Annotated in this window: 11 protein-coding genes and 2 pseudogenes; 10 read left to right on the forward strand and 3 right to left on the reverse strand. The window is 72.4% G+C overall.

The genetic code is table 11. The annotated features are described in order from the left end of the window. Positions 1-145: 145 nt before the first annotated feature. The gene (gene glgX, locus ACIRFH_RS24695) at positions 146-2,407 is read right to left on the reverse strand and encodes a glycogen debranching protein GlgX (RefSeq protein WP_403524664.1); all 2,262 of its coding nucleotides are present in this window, start codon (positions 2,405-2,407) and stop codon (positions 146-148) included. Positions 2,408-2,570: 163 nt separating this feature from the next. On the opposite strand from glgX, the gene ACIRFH_RS24700 reads away from it, so the two are divergent. The 7 genes from ACIRFH_RS24700 (at position 2,571) to ACIRFH_RS24730 (ending at position 9,804) form a co-directional block, all read left to right on the forward strand. Next, entirely contained in the window at positions 2,571-3,821 is a 1,251-nt protein-coding gene (locus tag ACIRFH_RS24700) for an Ig-like domain-containing protein (RefSeq protein ID WP_403524666.1), read from the forward strand. Between the two features lie 143 nt (positions 3,822-3,964). Then, complete coding sequence (locus ACIRFH_RS24705; RefSeq protein WP_403524668.1) at positions 3,965-5,221, forward strand: Ig-like domain-containing protein; 1,257 nt, start codon at positions 3,965-3,967, stop codon at positions 5,219-5,221. A 174-nt stretch (positions 5,222-5,395) separates the two neighbouring features. Beyond that, complete coding sequence (locus tag ACIRFH_RS24710; protein ID WP_403524670.1) at positions 5,396-6,163, forward strand: enoyl-CoA hydratase/isomerase family protein; 768 nt, start codon at positions 5,396-5,398, stop codon at positions 6,161-6,163. A 273-nt stretch (positions 6,164-6,436) separates the two neighbouring features. Next, the gene (locus tag ACIRFH_RS24715; protein ID WP_403524672.1) at positions 6,437-6,940 is read left to right on the forward strand and encodes an ATP-binding protein; all 504 of its coding nucleotides are present in this window, start codon (positions 6,437-6,439) and stop codon (positions 6,938-6,940) included. Positions 6,941-7,134: 194 nt separating this feature from the next. Beyond that, complete coding sequence (locus tag ACIRFH_RS24720) at positions 7,135-7,917, forward strand: polysaccharide deacetylase family protein (RefSeq protein ID WP_403524675.1); 783 nt, start codon at positions 7,135-7,137, stop codon at positions 7,915-7,917. Beyond that, positions 7,917-9,113, forward strand: a complete 1,197-nt coding sequence (locus ACIRFH_RS24725; RefSeq protein ID WP_403524678.1) for a hypothetical protein — start codon at positions 7,917-7,919, stop codon at positions 9,111-9,113. Before ACIRFH_RS24720 ends, ACIRFH_RS24725 begins: the two co-directional genes overlap by 1 nt. Before the next feature lie 79 nt (positions 9,114-9,192). Continuing rightward, positions 9,193-9,804 carry an ADP-ribosyltransferase gene (locus ACIRFH_RS24730; RefSeq protein ID WP_403524681.1) on the forward strand — a complete coding sequence of 204 codons (612 nt, stop codon included), beginning with the start codon at positions 9,193-9,195 and terminating at the stop codon, positions 9,802-9,804. Between the two features lie 9 nt (positions 9,805-9,813). On the opposite strand, the gene ACIRFH_RS24735 is transcribed toward ACIRFH_RS24730, so the two are convergent. After that, on the reverse strand, positions 9,814-10,449 hold the full coding sequence (locus tag ACIRFH_RS24735; RefSeq protein ID WP_403524684.1) for a GNAT family N-acetyltransferase: 636 nt from the start codon (positions 10,447-10,449) through the stop codon (positions 9,814-9,816). A 110-nt stretch (positions 10,450-10,559) separates the two neighbouring features. Here ACIRFH_RS24735 and ACIRFH_RS24740 point away from each other — a divergent pair. The 3 genes and pseudogenes from ACIRFH_RS24740 to ACIRFH_RS24750 form a co-directional block, all read left to right on the forward strand. Beyond that, a pseudogene (locus tag ACIRFH_RS24740) lies at positions 10,560-11,036 on the forward strand (MerR family transcriptional regulator); the annotation flags it as partial. Between the two features lie 59 nt (positions 11,037-11,095). Next, entirely contained in the window at positions 11,096-11,308 is a 213-nt protein-coding gene (locus ACIRFH_RS24745) for an EF-hand domain-containing protein (protein WP_403524687.1), read from the forward strand. A 208-nt stretch (positions 11,309-11,516) separates the two neighbouring features. Then, a pseudogene (locus ACIRFH_RS24750) lies at positions 11,517-12,178 on the forward strand (NADPH-dependent F420 reductase). A 7-nt stretch (positions 12,179-12,185) separates the two neighbouring features. Here ACIRFH_RS24750 and ACIRFH_RS24755 read toward each other — a convergent pair. Then, on the reverse strand, positions 12,186-12,743 hold the full coding sequence (locus ACIRFH_RS24755) for a glycoside hydrolase family 25 protein (protein ID WP_403524690.1): 558 nt from the start codon (positions 12,741-12,743) through the stop codon (positions 12,186-12,188). Positions 12,744-12,786: the final 43 nt, after the last annotated feature.

Below are 12,786 nucleotides of genomic sequence, written 5' to 3' on the forward strand. Positions count from 1 at the left end.
CACAGGTCGACGTGGTGACACACCACCAGTGCGACACCCACGCGGCGCCGGGCAGCGGGGGACCTCACGCCCCCGGACGCTGTCGGCCGGGCGACATGCCGGTCAAGAAGATCACTGCCGAGTTCACGGAGCCGGAAACGAGTGCTCAGCAGACGACACGCAGCAACAGCACCGTCCGCCCCGGCACCGTGATCGGGGCGCCCGCCGCGTACTCCTCGCCGGGCGGCCGTGACTGCTCCTCCCGGCCGGTGTCCACGACCACCTCGTACCGCTCGGCCCACGGCGCCGCCGGCAGCACGAACTCCACCGGTCCGTCGCCGGCGTGCAGGACGGCCAGGAAGCTGTCGTCGGTGATCGGCGCGCCGCGCTCGTCGCGGCCGGGGATGTCCCGCCCGGACAGGTACATGCCGAGGGTGGCGGCGGGGGCGTACCAGTCGTCCTCCGTCATCTCCGTGCCCCGGGCGGTGAACCAGGCCAGGTCGCGCAGACCGTCCGCGGAGTGCGCCCGGCCGGAGAAGAAGGCGCGGCGGCGCAGCACCGGGTGCCGGTGGCGCAGCGCGATCAGCCGGGAGGTCAGTTCGAACAGGGGCCGCCAGTCCGGGTCGTCCAGCAGGCTCCAGTCCACCCAGCTGATCTCGTTGTCCTGGCAGTAGGCGTTGTTGCTGCCGCGCTGGGTGCGCCCCATCTCGTCGCCCGCGACCAGCATCGGCACGCCGGTCGACAGCAGCAGCGTGGTCAGCAGGTTGCGCAGCTGGCGCCGCCTGAGCGCGCGGACGCCCTCGTCGTCCGTCTCGCCCTCCGTGCCGCAGTTCCAGGACCGGTTGTCGTCCGAGCCGTCCCGGTTGCCCTCGCCGTTGGCCTCGTTGTGCTTGCGCTCGTACGTCACCAGGTCGCGCAGCGTGAAACCGTCGTGCGCGGTGACGAAGTTGACCGACGCGTACGGCCGCCGCCCGCCCCAGGCGTACAGGTCGCTGGAGCCGGACAGCCGGTAGCCCATCTCCCGCACGTCCGGCAGGGCGTGCCGCCAGAAGTCCCGTACGGCGCCCCGGTAGCGGTCGTTCCACTCCGTCCACAGCGGCGGGAACGCGCCCACCTGGTAGCCGCCCGAGCCGACGTCCCACGGCTCGGCGATCAGCTTCACCCGGCGCAGCACCGGGTCCTGCGCGATCACCGCGAGGAACGGGGAGAGCATGTCGACGTCGTGCATCGAGCGGGCCAGCGCCGCCGCCAGGTCGAAACGGAAGCCGTCCACGCCCATCTCCGTCACCCAGTACCGCAGGGAGTCGGTGATCAGGCGCAGGACATGCGGCTGGACGACGTGCAGGGTGTTGCCGCAGCCGGTGTAGTCGGCGTAGCGGCGCGCGTCCGGCTGGAGGCGGTAGTAGCCGCGGTTGTCGATGCCCTTGAGGGAGAGCGTCGGGCCAAGCTCGCCCGCCTCCGCCGTGTGGTTGTAGACCACGTCGAGGATGACCTCGATACCGGCCGCGTGCAGCGCGCGCACCATCCGCTTGAACTCGCCGACCTGCTGGCCCGTGGTGCCGGAGGCCGCGTAGGCGGCGTGCGGGGCGAAGTAGCCGATCGAGTTGTAGCCCCAGTAGTTCCTCAGGCCCCGCTTCAGCAGGTGGTCCTCGTGCGCGAACTGGTGCACCGGCAGCAGTTCGACGGCCGTCACGCCCAGCCGCGTCAGGTGCTCTATCGCCGCCGGGTGCGCGAGGCCCGCGTACGTGCCGCGCAGCTCCTCGGGTATGCCGGGGTGCAGCTTGGTGAAGCCGCGCACGTGCAGCTCGTAGATGACCGAGTCCGCCCACGGCGTCTTGGGCCTGCGGTCGTCCGACCAGTCGTCGTCGTCGTGGACGACGACGCCCTTGGGAACGTACGGCGCCGAGTCCCGGTCGTCGCGCACGGTGTCCGCCACATGCTGCTCGGGCCAGTCGCGGACGTGCCCGTACACCTCGGGCGGCAGCCGGAAGTCGCCGTCCACCGCGCGGGCGTACGGGTCGAGCAGCAGCTTCGCCGGGTTCCAGCGGGCGCCGGTCCACGGGTCCCAGCGGCCGTGCACCCGGAAGCCGTAGCGCTGCCCGGGCAGCACGCCCGGCACGAAGCCGTGCCAGATCCCGTGCGTCAGCTCGGTCAGCCGCACCCGCCTCTCCGCGCTCCCGGGGCCCCGCTCGTCGAACAGGCACAGCTCGACCGCCTCCGCCCCGCCCGCCCACAGGGCGAAATTGGTCCCCGGCACCCCGTCCGGCCCCGTCCGGAACCGGGCGCCCAGCGGCACCGGCGTACCCGGCCGGGCCGGCACGGCGGGCGGCGGCGCGGCACGCCGTGCGCCGGTCACCACGACGGCGGGGCGCCCGTCCTCGGCGGCCCGCTTCCCGGCCACCGCCTCCTGCTCGGCTGCGCTGGACACCTGTCAGCCTCCTGCGGCTCGTGGAACGACGTGGCGGAGACGGGAAAGAGGGCGCACGGTGTCCCGACCGCCGCTCCCCGTCGCGTCGTCCTCCCCCCTGTTCTTCCCACCCCGTGGCTCGCACTCACGTTTCCCCAGGGCCGGCCGGTCGTTACGGGTGGGTGTGAGGCACGTACACGGGCGCGCACGGCGCGCGGGGGCCGTCCTGGCCGCCGTCATGACATGGGCAGGACTGCTGGCCGGGGCCGCCGGATGCACCGCGGGCAGCAGCGGCATCGGCTCCGGCATCGGTTCCGGGATCGGGGAGGTGTTCGGCAAGCCGCCCTCCCCCGAGGACGTCATCCGCGTCACCCCGGACGACGAGAGCGAGGGCGTCCGGCCGGAGAGGGGACTGTCGGTGCGGGTGCCCGAGGGGCGTCTGGAGTCGGTGAAGGTCGTCAAGTCGCAGGACGCCCAGGAGACCCCGGTGCCCGGCCGGATCTCCGCCGACGGCCGTAGCTGGAAGCCCGACGGGAAACGGCTCGCGCTCGCCGCGAAGTACACCGTCGACGCCGTGGCCCTCGACGGCCACGGCCGCCGCTCAGCCCGGCACACCACCTTCACCACCTACGTCCCGGAGGAACGCTTCGTCGGCTACGTCGCCCCCGAGGACCGCTCGGTCGTCGGCACCGGCATGATCGTCTCGCTGGAGTTCAGCCGCGAGATCACCGACCGCGCCGCCGTGGAACGCGCCGTCTCCGTGACCGCGAAGCCCGCCACCGAGGTCCGCCCCCACTGGTTCGGCAAGGACCGCCTCGACTTCCGGCCCAAGGACTACTGGAAGCCCGGCACCAGGGTCACCGTCGCCCTGAGACTGCGGGACGTGGAGGGCGCGCCGGGGGTCTACGGGCTCCAGCGCAAGACGTTCTCGTTCACCGTCGGCCGCAGCCAGGTCTCGCTCGTCGACGCCGTCAAGCGGACCATGGAGGTACGCCGGGACGGCACCCTGCTGGCCACCGTGCCGATCACCGCGGGGGCGCCGACGACCCCCACCTACAACGGCAAGATGGTGGTCGCCGAGATGCTCGACGTCACCCGCATGAACAGCCGCACGGTCGGCTTCGGCGGCGAGTACGACATCCCCGACGTCCCGCACGCCATCCGCCTCACCAGCTCCGGCACCTTCCTGCACGGCAACTACTGGGCGCCCGCCGACACCTTCGGCCGCGCCAACGTCAGCCACGGCTGCGTCGGCCTGCGCGACGTCAAGGGCGGCGGATCCGACACCCCGGCGGGCTGGTTCTTCGACCGCAGCCTGATCGGCGACGTCGTCGAGGTCGTCCACAGCAGGGACAAGACGGTCGCCCCCGACAACGGCCTCGGCGGATGGAACATGAGCTGGGCGGCGTGGAAGGCGGGCAGCGCGGTCGGGTGACCCGGGGCCCACGGCGCCAACTCGGTACGGAACAGTGACAATTCCCTTGGTCACCAAGTCCCTGGCCTGCGGTTACGATGCGCCGGTGCGTGAGTGTGCGCACTGGGGCGCGGGCCGGACGAGGCCCGGCGAGGGGAGACAAGGTGAACGTGCGTCCGATATCGAGGACGTCGTCGGCCGGCATCCGGGGGCGGAGCGGCAGGGGAACCCGCAGGGGACTGCCGGCGCTGATGCTCGGCGTACTGCTGGCGGTGAGCGCGTGCGGCGGCGGTACGGACTCGGGCTCCGGGGACGGCAAGGGCGGGGCCGGCAAGGACGCCACCGCCGCCCAGAGCAAGCAGTCCGAGGCGGTCGTCACCATCGCGCCCGCCAACGGCGCGAAGTCGGTCGACACCAGCGGCGCCCTCAAGGTCGGTGCCGCCAAGGGCAAGCTGACCGAGGTCGTGGTCAAGGACGCCGAGGGCCGCCCGGTCGAGGGGAAGATATCCGGGGACGGCGCCACCTGGACGCCGTCCGCCCACCTGGCCGCCTCCACCGCCTACACCGTGCACGCGGTCGCCAAGGACTCCGAGGGCCGCACCGCGGCGGAGGACTCCCGCTTCACCACGCTGACGCCGAAGAACACCTTCACCGGCACCTTCACCCCCGAGGACGGCTCGAAGGTCGGCGTCGGGATGCCGTTCTCGATCCGCTTCAGCCGGGGCATCACCCACCCCGAGGACGTCGAGAAGGCCATCCGCATCAAGACCGAGCCGGCCGTCGAGGTCGAGGGCCACTGGTTCGGCAACGACCGGCTGGACTTCCGCCCGGAGCAGTACTGGAAGGCCGGCACCAAGGTCACCGTCGACCTCGCCCTGGACGGCGTCGAGGGCCGCGAGGGCGTCTACGGCAAGCAGAACAGGACCGTCTCCTTCACCATCGGCCGCAAGCAGGTCTCCGTCGTCGACGCCAAGAAGCTCACGATGCAGGTCGTGCGGGACGACAAGGTCCTCAGGACCGTCCCGGTCACCACGGGCGCCCCCGGGTACGAGACCTGGAACGGTCAGATGGTCATCACCGAGAAGCTCTCCGTGACCCGCATGAACGGCGAGACGGTCGGCTACGGCGGCGAGTACGACATCAAGGACGTCCCGCACGCCATGCGCCTGTCCACCTCCGGCACCTTCATCCACGGCAACTACTGGGGCGGCGACGCCTTCGGCAACCGCAACGCCAGCCACGGCTGCGTCGGCCTGCGCGACGTCAAGGGCGGCTGGGACGGCAAGACGCCCGCCGCGTGGTTCTTCGACAACTCGCTCATCGGCGACGTGGTGGTCGTCAAGAACTCCAACGACGCGACCATCGCCCCGGACAACGGCCTCAACGGCTGGAACATGTCCTGGGAGAAGTGGAAGGCCTGAGCCCCGCCCGCACGACGTGACGCACGGCCCCGGTGCCCTCGACGTGAGGTACGGCACCGGGGCCGCGACCGTTGACCCCCGCGCTGTGCCTGCCCGGGGGCAACCCCCGGGCCCCCGGCCGAGTGTGAGCGACGGCACCGACGACAGCCGTTAGTCGCCGTTAACCTGCTGTGCATGACCGTACATCTGGAAGTCGCGGACGGCGTCGGCACGCTGCGCCTGGACCGCCCGCCCATGAACGCGCTGGACATCGCCACGCAGGACCGGCTGAAGGAGCTCGCCGAGGAGGCCACGCGGCGCGAGGACGTGCGCGCCGTGGTGATCCACGGCGGCGAGAAGGTGTTCGCGGCGGGCGCGGACATCAAGGAGATGCAGGTGATGGACCACGCGGCGATGGTCCTGCGCGCCCGTGCCCTGCAGGACTCCTTCACCGCGGTGGCCCGCATCCCCAAGCCGGTCGTCGCCGCCGTGACGGGTTACGCGCTGGGCGGCGGCTGCGAACTCGCCCTCTGCGCCGACTTCCGCATCGCCGCGGACGACGCCAGGTTCGGCCAGCCCGAGATCCTGCTCGGCCTGATCCCCGGCGCCGGCGGCACCCAGCGCCTGTCCCGGCTGGTCGGCCCCTCCAAGGCCAAGGACCTGATCTTCACCGGCCGCCAGGTGAAGGCCGACGAGGCGCTGGCGATCGGCCTGGCGGACCGCGTGGTGCCCGCCGCCGAGGTCTACGAGCAGGCGCACGCCTGGGCCGCCCGCCTCGCCAAGGGCCCCGCGATCGCGCTGCGCGCGGCCAAGGAGGCGATCGACACCGGCCTGGAGACGGACATCGAGACCGGACTCGCCGTCGAACGGAACTGGTTCGCGGGCCTGTTCGCCACCGAGGACCGCGAACGCGGCATGCGCAGCTTCGTGGCGGAGGGCCCCGGCAAGGCGAAGTTCGTCTGAGAACCGGTCGGCCGACCCGTAATTGACGCGGTGTCTGGTACGGGCCCCTCGGCGGGGAAGCTTATGGAAGCCTTGGCGCACCATTAAGCGCGCCTTGTCGAGGGAGTCCGACGATTGTCTCCGGCCGAGCGGTCCGCGCAGGTCACCGACTCTGTTTGCGGTCCCGAACTGCCCCTGGCACATGCCACACGCCCCACGCGGCACCCCGGCTTTGCGCCGGCGCATTCGCCGGGAACGGCCCCGGAGCCCGTCGAGGGCGGCCATGATGGGGGCATGGCGGGGCTGGAGGGTACGGAACAGCCGCGGGGAGCCGGACGTGCGACCGTGGCGCGCTGGTCGCCGACGGCCGAGGACGAGCACGGGCTCAGGGCGCTGGAGCTGTACGGCAGCCCGACGGAGTGCGAGGTCCGGTTACCGTCCCTCCCCGAGTCCGCCGCCACCGCCCGCCGACTGGCCCAGATGGTGGCCCTGCGCGAGTGGAAGACGTCGCCCAAGGTGACGGAGGACACCGTCCTGCTCGTCTCCGAACTGGTGGGCAACGCCGTACGCCACACCGGCGCCCGCGTCTTCGGCCTCCGCATGCGCTGCCGCCCCGGCTGGATCCGCGTCGAGGTCCGCGACCCCTCCCGGGGGCTGCCCTGTCTGTTGCCGGTCCAGGAGACGGACATCAGCGGACGCGGGCTCTGCCTGGTCGACAAGCTGTCCGACCGCTGGGGGGTGGATCTGCTGCCGTACGGGAAGACCACCTGGTTCGAGATCCGGGTGACGGACCGCTGAGACGAGCGCTCCGCCCGCGCCCGCCGGGCCCGCAGCGTGTCCGCCGACCCCGTACCGGGCCTGTTCGACCCCACCGGGGGCCCGTCGACCCCGTACCGTGCCCGCCGGCCTCGCCGCACACCCGCCGCCCGCGGGACCGGCCACCGTTCGGACGAATCACCCGCTTTCGGATGCCACGCCCCTTAAATGGTGCGGTGACCACGACCGACCGCCGAACCGCACTGGCCGCGGGCGCCGGACTCGTCGCCGCCGCAGCGCTGACCACCGGATGCGGCACGAAGGGCGCCGCCGCCCGCCCCTCCGCCACCGGTTCCGCGTCGGCCCCGTCCCGCACGCCCGGCGCGTCCACCGCGCCCACGCCCCGCCGCTTCCCCGGCCGCCCCGTCCAGATCACCCACGGCCCCCGCGACCGCCCCCGCGTCGCCCTCACCTTCCACGGCCAGGGCGACCCCGCCACCGCCCGCGCGATCCTGGCCGAGGCCGAACGGCACGGCGCCCGCGTCACCGTCCTCGCCGTCGGCACCTGGCTGGACGCCCACCCGGAACTGGCCCGGCGCGTCCTCGACGGCGGCCACGACCTCGGCAACCACACCCAGCACCACCTGGACGTCAACGCCATGACCGAGGCGCAGGCGTACACCGAGATCACCGACTGCGCCCGGCGCCTGACGCGCCTCACCGGATCCATCGGCACCTGGTTCCGGCCCTCCCGCGCCGTCCGCGCCTCCCCGCTCGTCGAACGGCTGGCCGTCCGCGCCGGCTACCCGCACGTCCTGTCCTACGACGTCGACTCCCTCGACTTCACCTCGCCCGGCGCCCCCGCCGTCACCCGCACCGTGCTCGGCGCGGTCCGCGCCGGGTCCGTGGTGAGCCTGCACTTCGGTTACGCGGACACGGTCGCCGCGCTCCCCGCCGTACTGGAAGAACTCGACCGCCGCGGACTGCACGCGGTGACCACCACGGAGCTGATCGGCTGATGCACGCCAGAACCCTCACCCGCACCCTGATCGCGACCCTCGCCCTCGCCGCCCTCGCCGCCCTCGCCGCCTGCGGCGACGGGCAGCGGCAGGCCGGCGGGACACACCCGGCCACCCACGCCGCCAAGGCCGAGGCCACGCCCGCCGAGCGGAGGGCCGCCGTCGACGGCCTGCCCGGCATGCCGCCCGTCCTCGACCCGAAGGACGTCTACGCCGCCGACCGCCCGAACCGGCTCTCCCCGGTGGTCGAGGACTTCCCCTCCCGGGTCTACGTCCCCAACACCGAGTCCGACACCGTCACGGTCATCGACCCCAAGACCTACGAGGTCGTCGAAACCATCCCGGTCGGCCGGCAGCCCCAGCACGTGGTGCCGTCCTGGGACCTGAAGACCCTGTGGGTCAACAACGACCAGGGCAACAGCCTCACCCCCATCGACCCGAGGACGGGCCGGGCGGGGGCGCCGGTGGACGTCCACGACCCGTACAACCTCTACTTCACGCCCGACGGCAAGTACGCGGTCGTGATGGCCTCCCTCGACCGGGAACTGGTCTTCCGCGACCCGCACACCATGAAGATCCGCAAGACCGTCCCCGTCACCTGCTACGGCGTCAACCACGCCGACTTCTCCCTCGACGGGCGCTACTTCATCGTCTCCTGCGAGTTCAGCGGCGAACTGCTCAAGGTCGACACCCGCAGGATGGAGGTCGTCGCCCAGCAGAAGCTCCCCCTCGACGGCGCGATGCCGCAGGACGTCAAGATCTCGCCCGACGGGAGGAGGTTCTACATCGCCGACATGAAGGCCGACGGCATGTGGGTGCTCGACGGCGACGCGTTCACCACCCCCACCCTCCTGCCCACCGGCAAGGGTGCCCACGGCCTCTACATCGGCCGTGACTCCCGCGAGATGTACGTCTCCAACCGCGGCGAGGGCACCGTCTCCGTCTTCGACTTCACCCGTGGCGAACTCACCAGGAAGTGGCGCCTGCCCGGCGGCGGCAGCCCCGACATGGGCGGCGTCTCCGCCGACGGCAAGGTCCTGTGGCTCACCGGCCGCTACGACGCCGAGGTGTACGCCATCGACACCCGCACCGGCGAACAGCTGGCCCGCATCAAGGTCGGCCAGGGCCCGCACGGCCTCGCCGTCTACCCGCAGCCCGGCCGCTACTCGCTCGGCCACACCGGCATCTTCCGCTGACGGCAAGGGAGTTCGGTCAACACGCCGCCAACGGGTGACGATCCGGCTCCCGTCCCCGTGGAGCCGGGATCGTACGCGCATGACCACCACTCGCCTGCGGCGCCGGGCCGCCGCCGCCGTCCTGTCCGCCGCCGCCGTCCTCGCCACCTGTGCCGCCACCGTCCCCGGCGCGGCGGCCCCGGCGGCGGCACCCGCGAAGGCCGCCCCCGCCTGCCCCCAGTTCGACGACAAGACCGAGGCCGCCGCCGACCGGGACGTCGACATCGCCCGCATCACGCCCGAGCCGGTCTGGCGCACCACCTGCGGCACCCTCTACCGCAGCGACAGCCGCGGCCCGCAGGTCGTCTTCGAGGAGGGCTTCCACGCCAAGGACGTCCACGACGGCCAGTACGACATCGAGAAGTACGTCCTGGTCAACCAGCCCTCGCCGTACGTGTCGACGACCTACGACCACGACCTGTACAAGACCTGGTACAAGTCCGGCTACAACTACTACATCGACGCGCCCGGCGGCGTCGACGTCAACAAGACCATCGGCGACACCCACAAGTGGGCCGACCAGGTCGAGGTCGCCTTCCCCGGCGGCATCCGGCGGCAGTACATCATCGGCGTCTGCCCGGTCGACAAGCAGACCAAGACCGAGATCATGAGCGAGTGCGAGAGCAACCCGCACTACAAGCCCTGGCACTGACCCGTCGCCCTAGGGCGCGAGGAACAGCGCCTCCGACCCCACCGGCCGGTAACCCGCCGCCTGGAACGCCCGCAGACTGCGGGCGTTCCCCGGCGACACCTGGGCCCACACCGGCTCGCCCCCGGCCAGCTGCCGCGCCGCCGTCACCAGCCGCCGCCCCAGCCCCCGGTGCCGCGCGCCCTCCGCCACCTCCACCGCGACCTCCAGCCGCCCGGCGACCCCGCGGCCCAGCACGAGCACCCCGCCGTCCGCCGCCCACACCCGTACGTCGTCGCGCCGCCGGCGCGCGGAGACCACCCGTGGATGCCCGGGATCGGCGATCTCCGTCAGCGCGAGCTCCGGACGCCCCGCGAGCGGCGCCCCGGCCAGCAGCACGTCGATCGTGTCGGTCGTCCGCCCCGTCCGCTCCATGAGGGCCGCCAGGAACCGCGCGTGCATCGTCGCGGCGAGCGCGTCGCACTCCAGCGAGCCCAGCGTCTCGCGCACCCACCCCTCGTCCTCGTCCGTGAAGACGACCGAGTGCGCCGTGAAGGCGATGACACCCGCGTCCCGGGGACCGGGCTGCGCGACCACCGTCGTCCCGCCGTCCGGCGGCGGGAAGACGCCCCGCGCCGCCGCATCCAGAATCTCCCGCAGGCTCTCCATCACCGTGCCCCTCGAGTCTCCACCCACTGGAAGGCACAGACTCCCAGACATGACCGACGACGGCACCGGACTCATGACCATCGGCGAGCCGGCGCGGGCCACCGGACCGAGGGATCGACACGGCGGATCCCGACGTCCGCAACCGACTGCGGTTCACGGCGGCCACGCTGCCCGACGGTCCGACGCCGGAGCAGGTGGACGCCCGGGCGGAGTCGGCCGAGCTGATCCAGGACCCCGGCTTCCGGACGCAGATGCGCAGGATGGTGGAGTTCAACGCGGCCGACCGGGGGCCGGACGTCCCCGCCGGCACCTCCCTGTGGTCCGTCAGCCGTCTCGTGCAGCTCGTGGGCGACGCGCTGCGCCGGGGCACCGCCCCCGAGGCACCCGAGGCGGGGGACGTACTGCGCCCGCTGCTCGGCGACGCCGGCTCCGCCGCCGTACTCGAACGCCTGACCGCGATGACGAACAGCCGGGTCGGCCGGTACCGCGAACCGTCGGCCGTCGTCAACGGTCTCGGACCCCAGCCGACGTACGAGGAGGAGTTCGGGTGGGTGGTCGCCGCACTGGAGGCCCGGACGGGCAGCTAATCTGACCTGCGTCAGTGGCGTGCGACAGCACGACCGGAGCACGGATGAGGGGCTGATCGGTGGCGGACATCGAGGAAGCGCGCAAGCAGTTCGAGCGGATCGATACGGACGGTGACGGGTTCATCACCGCTGCCGAGTTCAAGACCGCGCTGGCCCAGGGCGGTGACTGGAACGTCACCGAGTCGGTGGCCGAGGCGATCATCGCCGGCCGCGACCTCAACGGCGACAAGGTGCTGTCGTTCGACGAGTTCTGGGCACACCTCAACAAGTAGGCGACGCCCGAGGGGGCGCCCGTCCGGACCTCCGGCGGGCGCCCCCTCGTCGTGCTGCGGGAGGGGAGGCCCGCGCTGCTCCGAAGCGGTGAAGCCGGGCGGCGCCGGAATAGCCGGTCCGGCCCGGGGGTGGTGCTGGTCACCGGCGCGGTCGACAGGCGCCGGACCCGCAGGACACGACCTCCGGAAGGCCAGGCGAGTCAGGACCATGAAGATCGGCATCATCGGCGCGGGCAACATCGGCGGCAACCCCACCCGGCGGCTCACCGCCCTCGGGTACGACGTCTCCGTCGCCAATCCCCGCGGCCCCCACACCCTCACCGCGCTGGCCGAGGAGACGGGGCCACCCCCGTACCGGTCGAGGAGGCGGCGCGCGGCGCCGACGTCGTGATCGTCACGATCCCCCTCAAGGCGGTCCCCGACCTGCCGGCCGGCGTCCTGGACGGGGCCGCCGACGACGTCGCGGTCATCGACACCGGCAACTACCACCCGCAGCAGCGCGACGGCCGGATCGCCGGCATCGAGGACGAGGGCCTCACCGAGAGCCGCTGGACCGAACGCCACCTCGGCCACCCGGTGATCAAGGCGTTCAACGGCACCTACGCCCAGGACATCCTGGACCGCCCGTGTCCGGCCGGCGATCCCGACCGCATGGCCCTCCCGGTGGCCGGCGACGACGAGGCGGCCAAGGCGAAGGTCCGGTCCCTGATCGACGAGCTCGGCTTCGACACCGTGGACGCCGGCGGCCTCGACGACTCCTGGCGCCAGCAGCCCGACACCCCGGTGTACGGCCTGCGCGCGGGCGTGGAGGCCGTCACCGAGGCACTGGCCCAGGCGTCCCCGGAGCGCCCCGCGGCCTTCCGGGGCTGACGGCGGCTCAGGCGCCCTGCGCCCACTCCTTCAGCGCCTCCTTGCTCGCGAAGTCGGCGACGTTCGTGTCGACCGGGTCGTCGGTGTACTGGTGGAAGCGCCACGTGGCCTTGATGCGCGGCTTGCCCGCCGTGACGTAGTCGGCGATCCAGAGACCGTCGCCGGCGTACGAGGTGGTGTCGACGTTCAGCCAGAAATGCCGGTTGCAGTAGAGGACGATCCGGTTGTCCGGCCGCAGTTCCTTCAGCTTCCGGATGAACCGGTCCTTCTCGCCGTTGCTCGCACGGGTGCCCTCGCCGGTCGTCTCCCAGTCGACGGCGAGGATGTCCCCCTTGCGCTCCGGGGCCTTGGACAGGAAGTGCTCGGCCTGGGCGGTGAGGTTGCCCGGCCACAGGAAGTGGTAGAAGCCGACGACGAGCCCGGCGTCGCGCGCCCGGTCCGTCTGGGCCGCGAGTCTGGGACTCACGTACGAGCGGCCCTCCGTCGCCTTGATGAAGACGAAGGAGAGGCCGTCCGTGTCGTAGGTGGAGGACTGGTACGCGCTCACGTCGATGCCGCGCAGCATGAGGACTCCCTCGGATGCCGTTGGGGCTGAAGTGCCCTGGGGG

Origin of the sequence: Streptomyces sp. NPDC093586 (genome assembly GCF_044764905.1) — a bacterium.
In the GTDB taxonomy this organism is placed as follows: domain Bacteria; phylum Actinomycetota; class Actinomycetes; order Streptomycetales; family Streptomycetaceae; genus Streptomyces.